Here is a 22920-nt window from a genome sequence, read left to right on the forward strand (position 1 = left end):
CAAAAATACTGCGTAGTTTAGCCAAAAAACAAAATTCAAACCACATTCTCCTGTCATATGACAAAGATAAAACAACCAGTAAAAAGGAAAAGCATGAGAAAAGACAGAAATATTTAGCAAGTATTGTTGAATTTAATTAGAAAAGGGGAAAAAATATAGTATGATTAAGAATGACATCTAGATATAGCACTTGAGGACTTTATTATTATTTCATGTAACTCAAAGGGTAAGAAACGAAAGGGGATTTGTAATGACGACAGAAGTAAGCACCATTGACCAATTAGCCATCGCCACACTGCGAACGTTATCCATCGACCAGGTTGAAGCAGCGAATTCAGGACACCCGGGTCTGCCGATGGGCGCCGCGCCTATGGCTTATACACTCTGGGCGAAATTTTTGAAACATAATCCAGCCAATCCTGCGTGGTTTAACCGCGACCGGTTTGTTTTATCCGCCGGCCATGGCTCAGCCTTATTATATAGCTTACTGCACGTAAGCGGATATGATGTATCCACAGAAGACCTTAAGCAATTTCGCCAGTGGGGAAGCCTCACACCGGGTCATCCTGAATATGGCCATACACCCGGCGTAGACGCTACAACCGGTCCGCTCGGCCAGGGAATCTCCATGGCAGTAGGAATGGCTATGACCGAGCGTTTTCTTGCTTCTACATACAATCGTGCTGGACATGAAATTATTAACCATTATACGTACACATTGGTCGGTGACGGGGACTTAATGGAAGGCGTATCAGCCGAAGCGGCTTCCCTCGCCGGTCACCTTAAACTCGGCCGGTTGATTGCGCTCTACGATTCAAATAATATTTCGCTTGATGGAGAAACGGCTCACGCGTTTACCGAAGATGTCCGCAAACGTTTTGAGTCATATGGTTGGCAAACGCTTGAAGTCAAAGACGGAAACGATGTGCAGGAAATTGAAAAGGCGATTGCGGAAGCGAAAAAAGATGAACAGCGGCCTACACTGATTGAAATTCGCACCATAATCGGCTTTGGAAGCCCGAACAAAGGCGGAAAATCGGCTGCTCACGGCTCTCCGCTTGGCGCCGACGAAGTCAAGCTTGTGAAAGAAGCATACAAATGGAACCATGAACCGTTTCACGTTCCTGAAGAAGTGCGCCAGTACTTTGCAAAGCTGAAGGAACAGGGGGCAAACGAAGAAGCCGCATGGAAAGCCAAATGGGAATCGTATAAGAAAGCATACCCGCAAGAAGCCGGGATGCTGGAAAAAGCCATGGACGGGCAGCTTCCTGACCAGTGGGAATCAAGTTTACCTTTGTTTAAACCGGAAGACGGAAAAATCGCCACACGCGATGCTTCCGGCAAAGTATTAAACGCGATTGCGAAAACCGTTCCATACTTCCTCGGCGGATCAGCCGACCTGGCTTCTTCCACAAAAACAACGCTCAAGGATACACCCGCGTTCCATTTCGATAATTATGCCGGACGCAACCTATGGTTCGGGGTGCGGGAACACGCTATGGGTGCTGCAATGAACGGAATGGCTCTCCACGGAGGGGTGAAAGTGTTTGGCGGAACGTTCTTCGTTTTTTCCGACTATCTGCGCCCGTCTATCCGGTTGGCGGCATTAATGAAGCTGCCAGTCATGTATGTATTTACCCACGACAGTATTGCGGTAGGGGAGGATGGTCCAACCCATGAACCGATCGAACAGCTTCCATCGCTCCGCGCCATGCCTAGCCTGACAGTAATGCGCCCGGCAGATGCGAACGAAACAATGGCGGCTTACCATTATGCCGTGAGCGAAAGTCAGGAGCCGGTTGCGATGGTTCTTTCGCGTCAAGGGCTTCCCGTGCTCGAAACGACGGCAGCTGAAGTAATCCAAAATGTAGCGCGCGGTGCCTACGTGCTTTCCGACTCGGACAAAGAACCGCAGGTGATTTTACTTGCTTCCGGATCGGAAGTGCATCTGGCGGTGGAAGCACAGAAAGCTCTGGCAGAGAAAAATATTGCGGCACGGGTAGTAAGCATGCCAAGCTGGGAATTGTTCGAAAAGCAGCCGAAAGAATATAAAGATTCCGTTCTTCCGCCGAATGTCAAAGCGCGAATTGCCATTGAAATGGCTGCACCGTTTGGCTGGGAACGTTATACGGGCAGCCAAGGAGCTATTATCGGCATCGATACATTCGGTGCTTCTGCCCCTGGTGAGAAGCTGATCAAAGAATTCGGATTTACCGTTGAAAACATTGTATTAATGGCTCAGAAATTGCTGTAGACTTCGTTCTAATGTTGTTAAATTAAATCGATAAGTATGAAAAATGCCCGTGCTAGTTAGCAATGGGCATTTTTCTTTTATTCGAATTAAATTTTGTTATGCTTAAAGCTTACTGGCTCACATTTGCCCAGCCTGACTCATTTGGAAAAGAATTATCATATTTTACGAATGTGTAAGGCTCAGCTATCATATCAGCTATCGCAGCACGCCATTTTTTGAAGTGTTCTGTTTCTCTATGTTTCAATTGAGCTTCCGGTGTGTAGTACACCTCAACCAATAAAAAGTTCGATGGATCATCCTGTTGCTGTAAAACGTCAAACCTTGCTACTCCTGTTTCGTTTAAACTGTTTCGTGCATTCTCAATGCTAACTTTCCTGAACGCAGAAATGTGCTGCTCCTTAACCTTAATGGAAACATGAACGATATACATAACATTCTCTCCTTATCTTTACATATTTGTTGTACGATGGTTGAATGCCCAAATCGTTTTATCGATGTTTGTTCGGATATAGACGATAAAGAAAATTTGACTAGCGCCAAGCCAAGGGCGCAGGAACATAGACTGAGTTGCTCTTTCTTATTCGGGTAGAAAAGTAATATTCCCCATATTACTACTATTCAAGAGGATTTTCCATATCTGGCTCAATATATGCTATGAATAATTCATGTTGTTTCAAATCATTGAACAGGAGGCAAAGAGTCATGCGTTTATTTACAGGCATCAAGCTTTCAGCTGAGGCTGAGCAAACAATATCTCGGCTATCTCAGCGAGCCCAAACCCTTTTTCGGAAGAAGCAGAGCCCCCAGCAATCCAATTAATGAGAATACGCAGGGGACAATAAATGCGATTTGATAGGAAGAGGCTGCGTGCATTCCAAGATCATCAAGAATTTTCCCCATGATTGGCGGCACCAATACCGCACTTAAAAATCCGCCTGTATTTGCCAGCCCGGATAAAACCCCGACCTGGGTTGGTGGAAATGTCTCACGAATGGAGGCAAATGTAAGCATGCTCCCCCCATTTCCAAAACCAAGCAGGAAAAACAAGCAATACATTGCCCAGATGGGGGGACGAACACCGGTAACTAAAAAGAGCGCCCACATAATGACAACCATCGCCTGCAAAAAGATATAGGGTTTACGTCTTTCTCTCATTTTATCCGACAGCATACCGGTAATCGGCCCCCCGATGGAAGCGCCAATCAATCCGACACCGACCATTCCGGCGGCGGCTGTCCTGCTCATTCCATAAATATCCAACAAAAAAGGAACGGCCCAGAGGCTGATAAAGCCTGCATACGTGCCAACGATGCCAAAATGGCATAAAAAAGGGGGCCAGGATTGCTTTTTACATAGTACCTCGCGCAGAATAGACACCGCATTGTCTTTTGGTTCTTCATCCCTTTTTGGGGAGACAACAGGGTTGTGTTGAAACGTCCATACCATAATGATTCCATGAATAAGCAAAATGGCACCCATAATTTCAAAGGGCATTCGCCAACCAGAAAGGGTAACCCACCATGCGAGAGGCATGGTGGTCAGAAGTCCGCCCATATTGCCCATCGTTCCAGTCCAACCAAGAGCCGAGGCGAATTCTTCCCTGTTAAAAACAAGGCTAAACATAAGCACGCAATTCACCCAGATCATGGCGTCTCCTAACCCTACTAAAACGCGACCAATCAGCAATATACTAAGACTGGAGGCCAGACTGTATACAAGAGTTCCAATCCCGTTGCAAACAACGCCAAAAATCAAAAAACGCATGGGACCGAATTTATCTCCCCACAGTCCGACAGGAATTTGTAGTACCATATACATAAGGAATTGCAGCCCACTGATCCATCCGAGTACAGAACCGGATGTGTGGAATTCTTTTAATAAATGATCGCTAATGATCCCGGGTGCCGTACGTTGGCTGACAATCAATAAATAAGCGACCGACACAACCGCCCAGAGTTGCCAGGGACGGCTTTCTTTCTTTTTCAATGGTGAAATGCCCCCTACAACAGGGGACGAAACCACATGCTTCACGAATAATCTCTCCTTTTTCTCTATACCTACTAACTGTATCACGATTAAAGAGATTGGAATAGGTGATTTCTAAATCATTGAATATCAACATTCCTGCCGTCCGTTCAGAAAAGTCGCTTTCCAAGCCAGTTGTTGCACTTGTTAATCGTGGTATCGGCATTGCTGGCACAGCCCGATATATTGGTTACGGGCGATCAAGATTTTCATACACCTGAAATCAAGGAACAGCTCGTCGTGTTGTCACCAAGCGAGTTTTTACGAGCCTTTGGAAGCGACGTACATCACCATTGATGCGCGGCGGCTGAAGTTTTCGCACGCCGACGCCGCGATCGGGTTGCATGCTGGCAACGGCAGTCACCTTCGAACTGCAGTTTGGGGTGCTACGTGCAAAAACAGGTCATTCGCTGGTAGATATTTACCCAAAAAACTCAAGCCGATCGGTAAATCAATTAATCACCTATAGAGGACTATTGGGGGAACGATAGGTGATTGTGTAAGACCTTCAGGAGGAAATCAGACTTTTATAGCGAATAAAAGTAAAGGTGCAAGAGATAACTGAATATCAGAGTCCGTAAGGTGCCCTTGCATATGCAAGGGGTAACAGGGAATCGGGTGCAAATCCCGAGCGGTCCCGCCACTGTATCCGGGAAGCTACTCTCAAAATGTCACTCGATCACGATCGGGGAAGACGAGAGGCGCGATGAACCGGGAGCCAGGAGACCTACCTAACGGACGCACACCCAAATACCTTCGCGGAAAGGAGAGGTGTACGCTCTATGAAACGACAATCATCACCATTGTATCGTCTCACCATTGTATCGTCTATTGATAAGTACCCTTGACCAATCCTGCTGGATTGGTCTTTTTGATTGGAATCTCACACAAACAGGAGGAACGACAAATCATGAATATAAAAAAAGCAATCCGTGCCCTATTTCTCATTGCTGGCTTTACGCCGTATTTCGTGTTGAACGAGCCCCAGACTGCCCATGCCATGCATATCATGGAAGGATTTCTGCCTTTGGGCTGGGCGATCTTCTGGTGGGCGGCTTTTGTACCCTTCTTTGCATTCGGGCTTCGCAGCTTGCGAACCATCACGAAGGAAGCGCCGGAACTCAAAATCATGCTGGGCTTGGCCGGCGCATTCACCTTCGTGCTTTCTGCGCTAAAGATTCCGTCCGTGACCGGCAGCAGTTCGCATCCGACCGGAACCTGCCTCGGCGCAGTCATGTTCGGCCCCTTGCCGATGAGTGTGCTCGGTTCCATCGTCCTGCTGTTCCAGGCTGTGCTGCTGGCTCACGGCGGATTGACCACGCTCGGCGCGAACGCTTTCTCGATGGCCGTTGCCGGTCCTATGGTCGGTTATGCCGTCTATAGATGGCTAGCGAAAACGACCGGCAAGCAAAAGCTGGCGATTTTTATGGCGGCGGCGCTTGCGGACCTATCCACTTATGTCGTTACTTCGCTCCAACTTGCGCTTGCCTTCCCGGCGGAGCATGGTGGAGTTATCGCTTCTTTTGTTAAATTTGGCAGCATATTTGCCATTACCCAAATTCCGCTGGCAATCAGCGAAGGGCTGCTGACCGTACTGATCTGGAACTGGCTGCAGGCGCACAGCCCTGAAGAACTATCCATCCTGCAGCGCAGAATGAAAGGAGTTTAACTTACGATGCGTACCCAAACGAAAAATATGCTTCTGCTGGTCGGCGTCGTCATTCTCGCCGCCTTCCCCCTACTCTTCGTAAATGGAGATTTCGGCGGGGCGGACGATGCCGCAGAGAAAACTATCGTCATACTCAATCCATCGTACAAACGTTGGTTTTTACCGTTGGTACATCCTCCCGCCGAAACCGAAAGCATGCTCTTCGCCTTGCAGGCCGCAATCGGCGCGGGGTTCATCGGCTATGTGATCGGCTTGTTTAAAGGCAGGCGATCCAGGAGGGAAACTCCTTGATCCGGCAGATCGATTCGTTCTCTTACTCGAACAAACTGCAAAACGTTTCTCCTTTATGGAAAAGCGGATTTGCAGCCGTTCTGTTCCTGCTTTCTTACGTCTCGCCTCCCTTGGTTCAGGCCGCGATATTCGGGTGGATATCCGTTTGGATCGTCGTTTATGCCAAAATTTCTTTTAAATTTTACTTGAGGTTGCTGAGAATGTCCTATTTGTTTTATGTCGCAAGCCTTCCGGCGCTGCTCGCTGAGATCCAAGCGACTCCGAGCGCCGCACATTCTCCCGGCGGGACGATTCTGGTTGCCGCTTCGCATTGGATCATCTATGTGCGACCATCCGGCGCGGCTTTCGCGGGAACGTTAGGTTTACGGGTTATCGCTTGTTCGTCTTGTCTCTTATTTCTGATTTTGACCACGCCATTTTCCCAGTTGTTACAAATTTTGAACATATTGCGAATACCCACTCTTGTGCTGCAATTGATGCTGATCATGTACCGTTTCCTGTTCTTGCTCACGGATACGGCGACGGACATGTATACGGCGCAGCGAGCACGCGGCGGACATTACGGATTCCGCAACAAGCTTGCGGACACTTCTGTTTTGATTGCCCGGTTGTTCGTTAAAACGATGCAGCAGCACAAAAACCTGTCCTACGGACTTACAGCCAGAGGGTTTATCGACGAGATCAGGATGGCTCCTTACGAAGCCGCTCCTATACCGCCGCGTTACTACTGGGAAAGCCTTATCGGAGGATTGCTGTTGGCGGGTTTAAGCATATGGCTGTATGGGAGGAAACTGTGATGAAACCGCTATTGGAAACGATCAGTGTCAATTTCACGTATCCCGGCGCAACAATTCCGGCACTTCAAGATTTGCACCTGCGCATACCGCAGGGAAAAAAGACTGCCATCTGCGGCCATAACGGGTCAGGAAAATCGACCTTTTTTCTCCAGGCGATCGGCATCCATCGCCCAGCCTCCGGTCAACTGATCTGGAAGGGCGACGACATTTCTTATCAACCTAAGCAGTTACGAAAGCTGCGCCGGGAGATCGGACTTGTTTTTCAAGATCCGGAGCACCAATTGATCCTGAATACGCCGCACGAGGACATTTCATACGGTCTACGCAACGCCGGGATGTCTGAGTCGGAAATCATCCGTCGCACGGAATGGATAATCGCCTCAATGGGGTTGGAACAATTGACCGCGACACCTATTCATCAATTGAGCCTAGGGCAAAAGAAGAGGGTTGCGCTCGCCGGCGTGCTCGCGCTGGAGCCCGAGCTTCTGCTGCTGGACGAGCCCACCGCCTATTTGGATCGCTCGTCGGAGCAGCACCTCGTATCGGAGTTGGACCGCATTCATCGTCAAGGCGTGACGGTTGTGATAGCCACACATGATATGAACCTCGCCTATGCGTGGGCAGATTGGATTCTCGTCATGGATCGGGGACAGTGCGTGATGGAGGGATCGCCGCAAGCGGTGTTTCAGGATGATGCGCTCCTTCGCACTCTAGGAATGGAACTCCCTCTGCTGTTGGAGGTTTGGCTAGCGCTGCCGGAAATGATGCAACGACGTGCACCCGCTCCTCGCAGTATCGACGAGTTTCGTTCGATCATGTCTAGTTTTGTTCCATAATTCCGGTGTATCTAGTGGAACCTTGAATAACTAGGAAAAATGATTAATCGAGAACTAATGAAAATTTCTTGATGCGGCCGCTAAAGGCCACGATTTTATCGGATATCGCAATATATAGCGTTTAGAATAGAACTTGATGTAACTTACGGACGACATTTGTTTCCACATGGGCAAAGACCTTATTCATACCCATTTTAAATAAATCACCTTTCTACTTAGTATTTTTCCACGAAGTGAAAGGCCATATTTTGAATCATTACCTGTTTGTCCGTTTCAAATCGGTTTCATTCTGCATCTTCTATAGTAAGTAAGGTAAGCGAAGGGGTTGATCAGTGCAAAAGAAAATATAATTTTAATTTTATGATTATTTTTCTAATAGAGAGATTCAAAAAAGGTGGGGACTGTATGAACGTTGAAACACCCACGGTTAAGCAAACAGCTTCGATTCCGCCAATTGCGATGGGAGAGACAATGACGGGAGCAGATATGCTCTTACGATGTTTGCTGTTGGAGGGGGTTGAATACGTATTTGGTTATCCGGGTGGAACGGTATTGCCCATTTACGATTCGTTATATGGAAGCCATTTAAAGCACATTCTCACACGCCATGAGCAGGGAGCCATCCATGCTGCCGACGGCTATGCAAGAACAACAGGGAAACCCGGTGTCGTCATCGCTACATCCGGACCCGGGGCAACGAATTTAGTGACCGGGATTGCCACAGCCCAGATGGACTCTGTCCCGCTTGTTTGTATCACAGGGAATGTGGCGCAGAATTTAATCGGCACCGATGCTTTTCAGGAGGCGAACATCATCGGGATTACGATTCCGATTACCAAGCACAACTATTTTGTGCGCGATATTAACGATTTGCCGCGCATTATTAAAGAAGCTTTTCATATCGCGACAACCGGCCGTCCGGGTCCGGTGCTTGTCGATATTCCAAAGGATGTAAACAATGCGAAAGCGCCTTTTTATTACCCGGAAAAGGTTAAACTCCGCACGTATAATCCGACGGTAAAGCCCAATAACATGCAGATTGAACGAATGGTGAAAGCCATCGCCGCTTCGAAAAAGCCGGTCATTCTTTCGGGGGGTGGAACGGTAACGGCCGGTGCGGAAAAAGACCTGCTTGCTTTTGCGGAGAAAACGCAAATTCCTGTTATTCCGACCTTGATGGGTCTTGCAAGTTTTCCGGGTACCCATCCGCTGTGCCCGGGAATGCCGGGAATGCACGGATCATACGCGGCCAATCAGGCTCTGCTGAATACGGATCTGATTGTTGCGATCGGCGCTCAGGTGGCAAATCCGGATCAACTGGTTATCTCCATTAGTGGGGACGGAGGGTTTCAAATGAATCAGCAGGAACTGGCTGTTGCAGCTGGCCATAAACTTCCGGTGAAAATTGCCATCATCAACAATCACTGCCTCGGTATGGTTCGTCAGTGGCAGGAGCTTTTCTACGACAACCGCTACAGCCAAATTGACCTTGCTTCGAGCGTTGACTTTGTTAAGCTCGCAGACGCTTACGGCATCAAAGGGCTGCGCGCTTCAACGGAAGAAGAAGCAGAAAAAGCCTGGAAAGAAGCGCTGGAAACAGATGGCCCTGTTCTCGTTGAGTTCGTTGTCGAACCGGAAGAAAATGTCTATCCAATGGTAGCTGCGGGTTCAACGTTAGATCAGATGGTACTGGGAGTCGATACAAAAGCGGAAATGAGAAAGGTTCTGAAAGAAATTCAGGAAGGTACGTTTGCGAAAAACTGGATTCTGGAAAATCAATCCGGACGCGCCGCATTCGGTGCACGCCGCCGTATTGAAAAGGCGCATCCGATCGAACAGGTTGGTAAACAGTTACGCGAAATGATGGCCTGGATTAAGAAGTAATAAGAAAGTAAGAACGCGGAGGAGGATGTAAGATCATGCGTACCATTGAGATTTTTGACACCACTCTGCGGGATGGTGAACAATCCCCTGGAGTCAACTTGAGTTTACACGAGAAAATGGAAATTGCGCTTCAACTTGAACGCCTGGGGGTTAACCGGATTGAGGCGGGGTTTGCAGCGGCTTCCCCGGGGGACCTGCAATCCATTCAAGAAATTGCGCGCAGGGTTAAAAATTCTACCATTGTCAGCTTATCCCGCTCTGTGCAAAGCGACATTGATAAAGCATGGGAAGCGTTAAAAAATGCTGAATCCGCGTGTCTTCACGTATTTCTCGCTACCTCTCCCATTCATCGAAAGCATAAGCTCGCCATGACAAAGGAGCAGGTCATCGAGAACGCTGTAGCGGCTGTAAAGTACGGGAAAAAATATTTTGACCTCGTGGAATTTTCCTGCGAGGACGGTTCCCGTACAGAACTCCCTTATTTAATGGAAGTGGTTCAGGCGGTGGTTGACGCAGGGGCCCGTATTGTAAACATTCCGGATACCGTAGGGTACACCACGCCGAAAGAATACGGCCATATTTTCCGGGAGCTGCGGGAACACGTTCGTGGGATCGAGGATGTAAAATTAAGCTGCCACTGTCATGATGATTTAGGAATGGCGGTAGCGAACACGCTTGCCGCGATTGAAGCGGGGGCGACCCAGGTGGAAGGAACGATCAACGGAATCGGGGAACGCGCCGGAAATGCTTCCCTTGAAGAAGTGGCGATGGCTCTGGATACACGCAAAGACGTCTACCAGGCCCAGACCCGGTTAAAGCTGGATGAGATTGCGCGTACCAGCAAGCTGGTAAGCCGCCTCACCGGCATGATGGTTCCGGGCAATAAAGCGATTGTGGGTGCCAATGCGTTTGCCCATGAGTCGGGAATCCACCAGGACGGCGTGTTAAAAGAGGTTACCACCTATGAGATTATTCGTCCGGAGCGCGTTGGTTTTAAATCGAACAAACTTGTGCTTGGAAAGCTGTCTGGCCGGCATGCTTTTAAGGATAAGTTAACAGAACTTGGCTATCAGCTTGAGCAGGAAGAATTAAACGATGCGTTTAAGCGGTTCAAGGATCTGTGCGATAAAAAGAAAAAAGTAACCGATGACGATATTATTGCTCTTGTAGGTTCAAAGTCTAATGATATTCCCGAAAGGTAACGACTAGAAAATCTCCAGCTTTTCTGCCAAAATAATTCGATTCCGACCGCAAGTGTTCGTGCCCAAACCTATGGCGGAAAAGTGCTAGAGAAGGATCAGAGATTCGATTTATAAAGTAATTGGGGGTGTCACGAACGAAGTATGGAATTATTGGTGGAATAATCGGACAAACATGGTGCAATTGGCCATAAAAATACTTGTGCTTCGATTATTACCCAAAAGTCCCTCATTTACCGAGTAAATTTAGAAGGAGTTTAATCCGGGGGGGTGTCCACGGTTCTTAATTTTAATTCTTGAATTCGTAACCAATTTATCTTATAACACCGCAAATCCTTACAGCCACTGCAGATAATACCCCGGTTCTATATCAATGATTTTAAACGTTTCTCCTTTTTCAAAAGAGTGCTGTATCTTTATCTCAATCTCTTTTAGCGAGAGGCATTTTGTGATCGTTCCCCGTCCGCCTTTATCGCCAATTATCTTTTTTCCTGCAAAGGAGGCGGCGAGGGGGAGGGGATAGAGGGAAGACAGACGATTCTTTTTGCAGCTCTCGACGATTCCTTTTGACAACGTGAAGGAATCCCGCAGAATCATCTTCAACTTGTTTTCCCGTTTTTCCATTTCCTGTACCTGGTAAACAACCGATTGAGCATGAGGTAACGGGGCAATCCGCACATAATGTATCTTATTGCAGGGCCATCGCCCATCTAATTTTTCGTGTAATTCTTCGTCCAATAGTTCGTCTACTTCTCTGTCCCATGTAAGGGCCAGCGAGTTTTCTTCCTCATTCATTCCTGTAATTTCAAACCACGTATTCTTTTTCCCTTTCATTTGCTTTCCCTGAAACTGCATAGACGATGCTTGAACACAGGCGCTTGCGATGATTTTTCCTTTGTTGTCCGTGCGAATCCACCCGCATCTTCCCTCGACGCTCCATTCCCCGAAAGAGGTTCGGATCGACATCTTCTGAGCCACAGGGCTGTATACCCAGAAGTCTGTCATTTCCGTAGTCGTATACACTGCGAGGGCGGTTACCTGGCTTCCCCGGCACGATAGCCGCTCAATCCGGAGAACCTCCGCCTGGCTGAGTGAACGTTTTTTCGTATGAACAACGGAAACGAATTGCTTATTCTTGCGGTCGCTGCGTACAATCAGCATCGGGCGTTTTTGCCTTCCATCCAGGCTCGGGTACATTCCGGTAAAAATCCGGTCCGATCGGTCGCACAGTCCCATCCATGTCAGCCGATAGCCATCCACCGATTTCCACGCTGCTGTAAAACCATCCCGAAATGACTTATATTCCTTTACATCATAAATAAATCCATACCCATTATTTTTATCAGGTGTCCAACCCTGCGCCTTTTCTTGCTCCAGCAAAGTCGAGAATGTTTCCCCGGTCGTTAGCCTTTCCCCAAAGCTTTTTTCATGCTCATCATAATAGAGCTTTTTTTGCTCATCGATTCCGGCCAGTGTCCAATGGTTGGCCAGCACTTTCTCTACGTTGGTAAGCTCCAGCTCACTATCTTCCTGAAACGCATGGAAGGCATAGTCACATGTTCTGGCACCCTCAATATAAAAAAAATCAATTACATAAGAGGACGATGCAGCGATAGGAGCTATGCCAATCATTCGCTGAAAAGAGTCGATTCCGTAAAGATGCGGAGCTTTCCCTTCATAGACGTTCACGGTGTCCGATTCATACAGAAACGAGAACTCCCCACCGGAGAATGGCTTACATTTCTGTCCTTTTTTCATCCCTTCATCGCTATTGACGACTACCGTGTTGTGGGCGATCGATTTCGTTCCCCAGCCGTTATGGCCATTGGTTCCGTAAATACCGTAGCCCATATCTGCGGAAACCTCTTTGCCGCATGCATAGTACATATACGCAAGCACATCATCATGCGAGTGGGTCGTATTGGCCCCCGTTTTCATTAGAACCGTTGTTTCGTTCGCATCCCGCAGGATACCGATGCCGGCCTGTCCCGTTATAGTTGCATTTTTAGGAAGAGAGAAAGGAAGTGAATTTTTCTTTATAGGATGGGATAAAAACAGGTCGACACCACGGGTTCCAAGTTCATCAGAGATAAGCGGGTACAGTCTCTGGAGGCAATCGCGGGCTTCATTCTTAATCGTTGAATCTGAGGAAAAATGGTAGAAATGGAGGGCAGACCGGTAGATTTCGCCGGCCGTTTTTTTATCCAATGTCGTTGTCTGAAGTAAATCCCGACCCCAGTCGCCATAGCTTGGGAGGTGGCCCTGGCAAATCAAGGACAAGCCCGACAGCGAGCATCGCCCGGACACCGTCGGCCTCATGGTTATGCAATTCTGTTATGTTGCCGTTTTTCAAGTCATACTCCGGCCCTCCCGGCGCTTTCAACAAATAATCCTGCAGCATCGCCTCAATATTTTCGCGCATTGTGCCTTCCCTTCCGAGTTTTGAACGGCCAGGGGAAGGTTTATCAAGTATATCGAAATGGTAGAGCCAGTCATAGTCGTGCGCAAGGAAAGCTTTGACCCGGTTGACAACGCTGGTTAGGAGGTGAAGCCGGCCAATTTCAAATCGGCTCCCATACTCCGTAAAATCGCGCGGGCCAATTGTATGTAAAAAGACAGCGGAAAAAGCATCTAAAATTACGAGCGCCTTGTGCGCGTATTTTTCTTCTCCGGTTATCATGTACAGATAGGCAAGAACGGTGACCAGCCCTTCATGGTTTCTTACCCCTCCAAGGAGTTTTCCCCCCGTATAAAAATTCCACATTCCAATCAGGTAATATGCTTTGCCATCGACGACGAGTCCGTTTCCCTTATCCTCGTATTTTTCGTTTGGGAACGATTGCTGACAGTGAAGACATGTCACCTTTTTATGCGGAATTTCTGAAAAAATGAGGGATTCTTTATCAGGAGTGGTTGGAAACGGCTTTTTACAGTGGGGGCATCCGGAAATTCCATAGGCAAAGGTCTGGTCTTTCATTCCAAGCACACAATCGTAAATTTTATCGTCCGAATGGGCGGCAAGAAACGTGTCCGCAATCCGCCGGTACTCCGCAAATGCTTTTTTAGCCCAGGGTAATACTTCGATATTGTGCTTGGCCATTGCGATATTTTCCGCTGTAAAATAAAAACCACACTTAGGTCTCATCCTCTCAACCCCTTTTGGCAGTTGTCATGTTAAATCACTTAGATATATACTCATACTTTAGGGATCATAGAATCACATTTGTTGTCTCACTCAAACCTTTTATGATAGAGATAGCAATCAAAAATTTTACCCCGAAGGAGATACATATATGGACTATACCCCATACATTGAAACCGCAAAAAGAGAGGCATCGGTTGACCCGGCGCATGATTTTCTCCACGTCCAGCGAGTATACAACCATGCAAAACTTCTTTTACAAACAGAGCAGGCAGATGAAGATGTGGTGCTCGTTTCTGTCCTTCTTCATGAGCTGTTTAACTATCCGAAAGGACACCCGGAATCACACCTCTCGGGAGACGTTTGCGCGGAACGGGCGGAAGTGGTCCTGCATGAACAGGGATTCCCCGCGGAAAAGATCCCCCATGTTTTAGACTGTATTCGCAATCATTCCTTTTCAAAAGGTGTCATGCCTGCAACGATAGAAGGCAAACTCGTTCAGGATGCAGACCGGCTGGATTCGCTTGGCGCCATTGGAATTGCCAGGTGTTTTGCCACGTGTGCGGAAATGGAAAGGCCGTTTTACGAACCGGGCGACCCTTTTTCCAGGAAGCGCAAACCTAACGACAAAGAATACGGACTTGACCATTTTTATGTGAAACTGTTGAAAATTGCTGACCGGATGCACACTGAAGCAGGCCGCCGGATCGCAAAAGAGAGAACCCGATTTATGGAGCTTTATTTAAGCCAGCTAAAACAAGAAATATAGCCGCATCTACATAAGGAGGAATCATGCTTTATTTAGGTTATTTTATTTTAGTTAACCTGCTTTTATTTACAATGATGGGATTCGATAAAAGAAAGGCGGTTACCGGCAAATACCGCATCCCGGAAAGAAGATTATTTATGATGGCTTTCATTGGGGGAGCCATCGGAGGCTGGATGGGGATGCAGCTTTTCAGACATAAGACAAAACACATGAAATTTGTCGTCGGATTTCCTATGTTGATCATTTTCGACCTTGTCATTTTCTATACCATTTATCGTCTTTGGAGTGTGGGTACATGACCATAGACAAGGCAGGCCGTCCCCATAAAAAATCATCTGAGCTAATGTCAATAAAATTTCAAAAAGTGGAAAATTGGCAGAGCGGACCGGCTTTATAATGAGTATAAGGGGATGATTTACATGTCAGCGCTTTTACCATACATAGTAGGGATTTTGTGTATCATCGTTTTACGGTTCTTCCCAGTTTAGCATGACTCTTAACCGTCAATTATGATAGTAGAACCTGAAAGGAGATACTACTGATGACGGAGAATGAGATATTTACTAGAGCGCTCAACTTAGGAACGGGCTGGGAAGTATACAGTGTTACATTCAATCTGGAGATCAAGGAACTCCGCATTCATATACGTACGGTCAAAGGAAGTCTGCATAACTGCGGTACGTGTGGTAAACCAGGATGTCGGATTTATGATCATGGCAAGGAACGGGAATGCGGCATATGAATTTCTTCCAGTTCCGTGCTGTTCTCGTCGGCAAACCGCCGCGAGTACAATGTGATGTCTGCCGAACCCCAAAAACAGCTGAACTTTCTTGGGCGCGCGAACGTTCTGGTTATTCTTTGTATTTTGAGGCATTCATGGTGTTGCTGGCCAAAGCGATGCCAATGAATGAGGTATCCCGGTTAGTAGGCGAGCACGACACAACGTTGTGGCTGATCTTGCACCATTACGTCGATGAAGCACGGCAAGAGCAAACCTGGGAAACAGTGAAGCGCATCGCCATTGATGAAACTTCTCGTGCAAAAGGCCATGAATATGTCACGCTTGTCATGGACTTAGATACGCGAAAAGTGCTTCATGTCGCTGAAGGGAAGGATCAACGAACCTTATTTGATTTCAAGGGACAACTTCTTCACAAGTGTGGGCATCCCGATGACATCGAAGAGCTATGTATGGATATGTCTCCGAGCTTTATTGCCGGTGCAAAGATGTACTTTCCAAACGTCGAGATTACCTACGACAAATTCCATGTCATGAAAGTCATTAACACCGCTGTCGATGAGACGCGGCGCAAGGAACAACGAACGGTAGCCGATCTCAAGAATAGCCGCTATTCATGGTTGAAGAATGAAGAAAACCTAACGGACAAACAAAAGGAAACGCTCGTGAGGCTCAAAGATGAAGATCTGAAAACAGCCAAGGCGTACCATCTAAAGCTGGCGTTCTCCAAGTTGTGGGAGCAAGAGAATGAAGTGACCGCTAAATCGTTTCTGGATGACTGGTATTACTGGGCCAAGCATAGCCAAATTCCGGATATGGTCAAAGCAGCCAAGACGATCCGACAGCACGAGAAGGGAGTCCTCCGATGGTTTACATCAAAAGTCACTAACGGCATCATAGAAGCCATTAATGGGCTTATCCAAAGCGCTAAAAGGCGTGCTCGTGGCTACCGATCCATTAAAAACCTACAGACGATGATTTATTTAATCGCTGGTGGATTGAAGCTGAAAACAGTTGAGTTATAAAAACAAAAAAACCGCGATCAGTTTGGAGCCACAACCCGCTCACAGCCATGCAAAACTGCGAATAGCCAAAAGAATCTGGAGCAACACAGGACAGACCTGAATTGCAGAAAATGTTAAAGGGATTACGGGAAGATGACACCATCTATGTATCGGACCTTACTCGCATTACCAGAAGTACCAGAGATTTGTTCGAATTGGTCGATTACATAAAGCATAAAAAAGCTAATCTAAAATCTTTAAAAGACTCATGGCTTGATTTATCGGAAGAGAATCCTTACAGTCAATTTCTTATGACCGTTAAGCAAATTTGTAAAATTACAAATGTTTCAAGATCGGCTTTGTACCGAAGAATATCCGAAGAAGTTAACAACTAAATCCTTATTCAACTAAAGGGCAGGTTAGTTTAATACCAACTCAGGTACCAATTTCGGTTCTATTGCAATAGGTAAAGTTAAAAAGGTATAATATATATTTATATAGATGTATAGATGAATAATTTGAAGTAAGTATAGGGGCTGTTGTGATGTGATTAACAATAATTCACCCATTCCAAAATATATACAAATAGCTAATCATCTAAGATTAATCGCAAATGAGTTTGGTAACGAGGGAAAACAGAAATTCCTAACTGACGATGAATTAATTAAGATGTTTGGTGTTTCTCGCATGACGATTAGACAAGCAGTTCAAGTACTTGTTGAGGAAGGACTGCTTACTCGTGAGCAGGGAAAGGGTACTTTTATTGCCAAAAGAGAAAAATTAGAAACAGATATTGAAAAGTTAGATACTTTCTTTAAAGGTTGGTATTTTAAAAATTTCCGTGTCCAACTATTATGTAGAGGAATTGTTTCTTGTCCTGAAAACATTGCGACAAAGTTAGGAATCAAACCGGGTGAAGAGGTAGTTCAAATTAAGCGCTTAAGATTATCTGAAAACTTACCTATTGTTATTGATAATCGATACCTTTTAAAAACTTTTGGGGAACAAATAACGGATGAGGAATTAACAAGTTATTCATTTTCTCATATTTTTTTGAGAAAATTCAATTTGGTATTTTCAGAAGGTCAACTCGAAATCGAGGCTATCCTTGCTAACGAAGAGATTTCTACAGTTTTAGGAGTTCCTGTTGGATCACCTATACTATATCGAAATAGTGAACTGAAGGTCGAGTCATATGGTTGTGTGTTGGCGGGTGATTCCTGTTACCGAGGCGATAAATATAAATACAAATCTTTTTTACACGCTGATTAATAAGATGGATTGCCCTATCCGGGTAATCCATCTTATAATGGGGGGGTTCAAACCAATAACGCCAATGAATTAAATTTTTATATTGACACATAAATTAAGGGCATATATACTCAAATCATCATATTCATCTAGATGACTATATAACTGGATGAATATGATTGAATTGTCATGTATACTGTGGGAGTAGATCTTGTGAAATCTGGATACTAGGAAAACCGTTTGTAAAAAAGAGAGGAGTTATAACATATGAAACCCGGTTTAATTATGGAAGAGATATTCCCTGAAATTAAACTCATTCAACAAAAACATTATCAAGAACATATCGTTTATATTTGGGAAGAATTGTGGCAGGAGTCCGAATGGGAGGATATTTTCGATCTTCCGATTTCACCAAAGGTTGAATATTCTCATGTTATTCACAATCGTGCAGTAGTGCAAAATGCACTTCAGATTTCTAATACATTTGAAGAATTCCATAATAGCAAGATCAACCGAGATATCCTGTTAACGGCTGGATTACTTCAAGATGTCAGCAAGTTAGTTGAATTTAGACCAACAGATAATGGGAAGGTTGAATATACCACCATCGGTTTAACGTACCCACATGCATTTTGGGGAGCACAATTGGCGATTAAGCATGGAGTTCCGCATGAAATTTGCGAAATTATTCTTGATCATACCCCTGATTCCGCTAGATTCCCAAAATCGATTGAAGGTAAAATCCTGTATTACGCTGACCAGTTAGATATGATTGCCATTGTGGGGGATCGATTTACTAAAGAATCTTATATACGAATCTTTAAATAAAAATCGTGAATTGGAGAAAAATTTATGTTTGGATAAATGAAAGCGATTGTAATAAGGCAAAACGTTGTTAAGAATTTTTTATCTGCATAGGAGTCTGACCGACGAAGCATTTTTAGCGAATATTTATTCATGTATACCTTATAATCAATGCATAAAGCACTGTTGTTTGGATAAATATATAAAATTTTCATTCTGTTGGACAGACTCATAGGTCATTATATGAATTTTTCGCAAAACATTATTATTATTCCTGTTTGTAAACGGTAACAACTAAAATTCGACCGAAACTAATGAACTTTTCAAGTATTTGTCATGCTTTGGATATTATAAAATTCATTTTGCGGAGGTGTTTTTAATGAAGAAAGACAAGTTAACTTTAAATAAAAGTAAAACGCGATGGTTGGTTCTGTTTATGATCTGTTTGATGTATTTAATCACTTTTATGGATCGAACGAATATTTCTGTTGTGGCTCCATCCATGAGTAAGGAATTTGGTTTTGATCAGGTCACGATGGGGTTCATTTTCAGTGCCTTCACTTGGGCTTATGCATTGGGGCAAATTCCCGGTGGTTGGTTGGGCGACAGGTTCGGACCACGAAGTGTACTAACCATGATTGTATCTTTTTGGTCGTTGATGACGATTGTAACTGCTCAATCCGTTGGCTACCTCTCCATGGTGGTCGTTCGTTTCCTTTTTGGATTTGGAGAAGCAGGAGCCTTTCCTACAGCTACAAAAGCAATGAAATTATGGTTGTCTAAGTCTGAACGAGGTTTTGCACAAGGGATTACACACAGTTTTAGTCGTTTTGGTGCTGCCATTGTACCACCAATTGCCGTAAGTATTACAGTTGCATGGGGTTGGCGTGCCGTATTCTATATATTCGGTGCAGCGGGATTCATTTGGGCGATTCTTTTTTATGTGGTATACCGTAACATACCGGAGGAACATAAGTGGGTTAATCAAGGAGAACTGGAACATATTCGTGGTTTTGATAAGGACGGGGTTATAAATACAGCAACTGATTTTACAAACAAACTTCAGGTGCCGTGGAAGACTGTATTTGCATCTCCGAATATGTGGTTCATAATGATTGCCTATTTTTGTTACAATTATGCCGTTTATTTCTTCATGACTTGGCTTCCGACGTATTTAGTTGACTACCGCCATTTTTCGTTGAGTAAAATGGGACTCATTGCGTCTCTGCCTTTATTTGCTGGAATGATAGGAGATACAGTAGGAGGGATTCTGACCGATAAAATTTTAGAAAAAACCAACAATATAAAACTAGCACGGAAAGTTGTAGCCATACCGGGATTGCTTCTTGCAGCTATTTTCCTTATTCCTGCATCTATAACAGTTAATCCTTACACGGCAGTTTACTGTTTAGCCGCATCCATGTTTTTCTTAGAATGCGTTATTGCTCCGAGTTGTGCTTTACCAATGGACGTTGGTGGCCCATACTCGGGGACAGTGTATGGTGTGATGAGTATGGCAGGGAACTCAGGCGGGGCGGTGTCAGCGATTGTCTTTGGTGCGTTGACACAGCATGGCTATTGGACAGCCCCATTCACTGTAGAAGCTGTGCTTCTCGTTATTGGAGCTTCCATCTGGCTATTTTTAATTCAACCAGACAAGCCAGTGGTGGACAAAGGTATGGTGTTGGGAGACCAATCAGAAACCATAGTCAGCTAATTGTAACCAACGTTTCGAGAATTCAAAAAGGACTGCATTTATGGGAGTCCTTTTTGTTTCCATACATCTTTTAAGAGGTAATAGAAAAAAAGATGAAGTCTTTAACGTCGCTTTTCTATCCCTTTTCATACCAGCAAACATAGTTCAAAACTATTTAAATAGATGTGCTTTAAATTGCTTTACTGAACCGAAGAGCTTTAGTGAAATTGAAAAACCTATTCTTGGTAAACATTGAAATTAAATTGAAGGAACTCGGTTATTTTTAATATATGAGCGTTTTGCATAATTTTCGCTCTTAGAGCCGCAAGGCTCTTTTAGCCACAAAAAAGGACTTCACCCCAACTTGTAGAAGAAATACAGGTGACTAAACCCATTCCACTAAAGAGGAGCAATTCCTGTAATGAAGTAATTTGAGCTTTGAAAGAAAAAAGTACCTCTTGTATACTGGGTATCGTTTCGCCAAGAACAAAAACCCATATACGAAAAGAGGTACTCACTATGAAGCATAAGATGAAACAGAAACAGAATCAACGCATTACACGAATTACTGAGAAAACACTGGTCGTAGGTGCGGACATCGCGAAGAAGATACATGTCGCTCGTGCCGTGGATTTCCGCGGGATTGAGCTAGGGAAGGACTGCGTGTTCCACAACGATCGGGAGGGGCTCATGAAGCTAGCATTGTGGATGAAGGAGCTAGGCCGGGCACATGAGAAAGCGGACATTGTATTCGGCATTGAGCCTACTGGACACTACTGGTTCCCTTTAGCGGCGTTTTTGAAAGAGCAAGGCATCCAGATCGTCGTCGTCAATCCGCACCACGTAAACAAGAGCAAGGAGCTGGAGGACAACTCGCAGACCAAGAGCGACTATAAGGATGCGAAGGTCATTGCCAACCTTATTCGGAACGGGAAGTATTCAGAGCCCAACTTACCGACCAAGGAATATGCAGAGTTACGCATTCTGATGAATTTACGCGAGAAGGTCATGGTGAGCTTGAATCAAGTAAAAGCGCGGATCACAAACTGGTTTGACCGCTATTTTCCGGAGTATCCACAGGTGTTCAAGGACTGGGATGGCAAAGCGTCACTTATGACCATGCATCAGTTTCCAACTCCAGAGGAGATTGTCTCTATAGGCGCCAGAGGCGTTCTCACGCACTGGAAGACGGAAATCAAGCGTGGAGTTGGTATCAAGAGAGCGGAGAAGCTCTATACGGCTGCAACGGTATCCATCGGGCTTACTGAGGGACTGACAGCGGCTCGAATCGAGCTTGCCACCTTGCTGCAGCAGTTCGATCTGTTCATCCAACAGGAAGAAATCATTATGGCGGAAGTCTTGCAAATTCTTGAGAAAATTCCTGGAACGGCACAAATGTTGAGCATCCCAGGGGTTGGTGTTCTGACCATTGCCGGCTTCCTGGCGGAGGTTGGGGATGTAAACAACTACGATCACGGACAGCAGATCATTCGCTTGGCCGGACTGAATCTAACGGAGAACAGTTCTGGAAAACGGAAAGGTAAGACCGGGATTAGCAAACGCGGGCGTTCTCGTCTAAGAGGAATTTTGTTCCGCTGCATGCTGCCTATGGTGGCCAAAAATGAAGAGTTCAAAGCCCTCCATAAGCATTACACAACACGCAGTCAGAATCCATTGAAGAAGAAGCAATCGATCATCGCCTTATGTGGAAAACTGGTTCGTGTCCTTTATACACTGGGAACAAAACAAAAAGAATATAACGCAAATGAAGTACTAGGTCCGGTACGGCAAGCCCAGTTGCAACAGAGTGTTGCATAAATAGTTCAAAGTCAATTCATTAGCAATATACCCTGTACGACCCACTTATTCACATGTGTACAACAACGACAACGGAAGCACCGGAGAAGCCGAAGGAACTATTCCATAAGGGCAACGACCCCGTCGAGGAGCAAGAATCGGCCTCCACCCCTTGAGAGGTAGAACGAAGGAATGTAAGGGCATAGACCCAGCGTGACATGGGAGGGGAAACCCCGAGGGCGGAAGTGGAGATCCACTGTGCGATTATACCATTATATCCATAATTTGTAAATCTATATTCTCAAGCTCTGTTTCTCAACCGGCCCTTACAGAAAAATATGTATCTAATTCAATTTTCATCCAATCCTCTTAAGGTGTCAAAGTTGAAAAAGTGAGAATGAGTGAGTAAATAGGAGAAAACATTACTTTATAGTGGGAGGAAGTCCACTATGTATATTCTACAAGAATACTATTTTCCTTTGAAGAATGGCTACAACTTGAATCAAAAGAGCGACTAGATTAAAAAGCCGTACCCCACAAGGAGAGCCATGATATTGCCGCGAAGCCATTCTACGCGCTTTTCTGGCTGCACCTATGGAAGGCATTACGACATTTACTATGCTGCATCGTCGCTTACAAACGGACGTACGCTTTCGCTACCAATGTGGCTTTCGTCTGGATGAAGATGCTCCATCTGTCTCTACACTCAGCCGTGTATTCGCGGATATGGTGGAAAAACAGATTGCTGAGCAGTTATTTCATG

General features: G+C 45.5%; 19 protein-coding genes, 3 pseudogenes and 1 riboswitch. Of the genes and pseudogenes, 18 read left to right on the plus strand and 4 right to left on the minus strand.

Annotated features, from left to right (window positions below; translation table 11 throughout):
- Window positions 1–250: 250 nt before the first annotated feature.
- The gene (gene tkt, locus H525_RS0105990) at window positions 251–2254 is read left to right on the plus strand and encodes a transketolase (protein WP_027415468.1); all 2004 of its coding nucleotides are present in this window, start codon (window positions 251–253) and stop codon (window positions 2252–2254) included.
- A gap of 109 nt (window positions 2255–2363) precedes the next feature.
- Here tkt and H525_RS0105995 read toward each other — a convergent pair whose 3' ends face one another.
- Window positions 2364–2684, minus strand: coding sequence for a putative quinol monooxygenase (locus H525_RS0105995; RefSeq protein ID WP_027415469.1), 321 nt, complete (start codon window positions 2682–2684; stop codon window positions 2364–2366).
- A gap of 329 nt (window positions 2685–3013) precedes the next feature.
- Entirely contained in the window at window positions 3014–4285 is a 1272-nt protein-coding gene (locus tag H525_RS0106000) for an MFS transporter (RefSeq protein ID WP_051330830.1), read from the minus strand.
- A gap of 129 nt (window positions 4286–4414) precedes the next feature.
- Between H525_RS0106000 and H525_RS29355 the strand changes: the two genes are divergently transcribed.
- The 7 genes and pseudogenes from H525_RS29355 to H525_RS22975 all read left to right on the plus strand — a co-directional run.
- Window positions 4415–4576, plus strand: a complete 162-nt coding sequence (locus tag H525_RS29355; protein ID WP_211236980.1) for a hypothetical protein — start codon at window positions 4415–4417, stop codon at window positions 4574–4576.
- Between the two features lie 266 nt (window positions 4577–4842).
- A riboswitch (cobalamin riboswitch) is annotated at window positions 4843–5028 on the plus strand.
- Between the two features lie 161 nt (window positions 5029–5189).
- Complete coding sequence (locus tag H525_RS0106005) at window positions 5190–5948, plus strand: energy-coupling factor ABC transporter permease (protein WP_027415471.1); 759 nt, start codon at window positions 5190–5192, stop codon at window positions 5946–5948.
- Window positions 5949–5954: 6 nt separating this feature from the next.
- On the plus strand, window positions 5955–6239 hold the full coding sequence (locus tag H525_RS0106010) for an energy-coupling factor ABC transporter substrate-binding protein (protein WP_027415472.1): 285 nt from the start codon (window positions 5955–5957) through the stop codon (window positions 6237–6239).
- Window positions 6236–7036 (plus strand): cobalt ECF transporter T component CbiQ, encoded by an 801-nt coding sequence (gene cbiQ, locus H525_RS0106015; RefSeq protein WP_027415473.1) that lies wholly within the window; start codon window positions 6236–6238, stop codon window positions 7034–7036. The genes H525_RS0106010 and cbiQ overlap by 4 nt, the downstream gene beginning before the upstream one ends.
- Window positions 7036–7872 carry an energy-coupling factor ABC transporter ATP-binding protein gene (locus H525_RS0106020; protein WP_027415474.1) on the plus strand — a complete coding sequence of 279 codons (837 nt, stop codon included), beginning with the start codon at window positions 7036–7038 and terminating at the stop codon, window positions 7870–7872. Before cbiQ ends, H525_RS0106020 begins: the two co-directional genes overlap by 1 nt.
- Before the next feature lie 405 nt (window positions 7873–8277).
- Window positions 8278–9756, plus strand: coding sequence for a thiamine pyrophosphate-binding protein (locus H525_RS22970; RefSeq protein WP_081413255.1), 1479 nt, complete (start codon window positions 8278–8280; stop codon window positions 9754–9756).
- 35 nt (window positions 9757–9791) lie between these two features.
- A pseudogene (locus H525_RS22975) lies at window positions 9792–11051 on the plus strand (2-isopropylmalate synthase); the annotation flags it as partial.
- Between the two features lie 240 nt (window positions 11052–11291).
- On the opposite strand, the gene H525_RS0106035 reads toward H525_RS22975, so the two are convergent.
- Window positions 11292–13274, minus strand: a complete 1983-nt coding sequence (locus tag H525_RS0106035) for a heparinase II/III domain-containing protein (RefSeq protein WP_081413256.1) — start codon at window positions 13272–13274, stop codon at window positions 11292–11294.
- Window positions 13156–14100 carry a hypothetical protein gene (locus H525_RS27045; RefSeq protein WP_027415476.1) on the minus strand — a complete coding sequence of 315 codons (945 nt, stop codon included), beginning with the start codon at window positions 14098–14100 and terminating at the stop codon, window positions 13156–13158. Before H525_RS27045 ends, H525_RS0106035 begins: the two co-directional genes overlap by 119 nt.
- A 148-nt stretch (window positions 14101–14248) precedes the next feature.
- Here H525_RS27045 and H525_RS0106045 point away from each other — a divergent pair, with 148 nt between their 5' ends.
- From H525_RS0106045 to H525_RS28435, 10 genes and pseudogenes are all read left to right on the plus strand, one after another.
- Entirely contained in the window at window positions 14249–14866 is a 618-nt protein-coding gene (locus H525_RS0106045) for an HD domain-containing protein (RefSeq protein WP_051330831.1), read from the plus strand.
- Window positions 14867–14889: 23 nt separating this feature from the next.
- Entirely contained in the window at window positions 14890–15165 is a 276-nt protein-coding gene (locus H525_RS0106050; RefSeq protein WP_027415478.1) for a DUF1294 domain-containing protein, read from the plus strand.
- 242 nt (window positions 15166–15407) lie between these two features.
- The gene (locus H525_RS25375) at window positions 15408–15608 is read left to right on the plus strand and encodes a hypothetical protein (RefSeq protein ID WP_051330833.1); all 201 of its coding nucleotides are present in this window, start codon (window positions 15408–15410) and stop codon (window positions 15606–15608) included.
- Window positions 15596–16630, plus strand: a complete 1035-nt coding sequence (locus tag H525_RS22980) for an ISL3 family transposase (protein WP_081413257.1) — start codon at window positions 15596–15598, stop codon at window positions 16628–16630. The genes H525_RS25375 and H525_RS22980 overlap by 13 nt, the downstream gene beginning before the upstream one ends.
- Window positions 16631–16698: 68 nt before the next feature.
- Window positions 16699–17004, plus strand: a pseudogene (locus H525_RS22985) (recombinase family protein); the annotation flags it as partial.
- 151 nt (window positions 17005–17155) lie between these two features.
- Window positions 17156–17881, plus strand: a complete 726-nt coding sequence (locus H525_RS0106070; RefSeq protein WP_027415479.1) for a GntR family transcriptional regulator — start codon at window positions 17156–17158, stop codon at window positions 17879–17881.
- 246 nt (window positions 17882–18127) lie between these two features.
- Window positions 18128–18688 (plus strand): HD domain-containing protein, encoded by a 561-nt coding sequence (locus tag H525_RS25380; RefSeq protein ID WP_027415480.1) that lies wholly within the window; start codon window positions 18128–18130, stop codon window positions 18686–18688.
- A gap of 355 nt (window positions 18689–19043) precedes the next feature.
- On the plus strand, window positions 19044–20381 hold the full coding sequence (locus H525_RS0106080; RefSeq protein ID WP_027415481.1) for an MFS transporter: 1338 nt from the start codon (window positions 19044–19046) through the stop codon (window positions 20379–20381).
- Between the two features lie 498 nt (window positions 20382–20879).
- Window positions 20880–22178: an IS110 family RNA-guided transposase gene (locus H525_RS0106085; RefSeq protein WP_027415482.1), complete on the plus strand. Its 1299-nt coding sequence runs from the start codon at window positions 20880–20882 to the stop codon at window positions 22176–22178.
- A 428-nt stretch (window positions 22179–22606) separates the two neighbouring features.
- A pseudogene (locus H525_RS28435) lies at window positions 22607–22920 on the plus strand (transposase); the annotation flags it as partial.

The organism is Aneurinibacillus terranovensis DSM 18919 (assembly GCF_000430625.1).
Taxonomy (GTDB): domain Bacteria; phylum Bacillota; class Bacilli; order Aneurinibacillales; family Aneurinibacillaceae; genus Aneurinibacillus_B; species Aneurinibacillus_B terranovensis.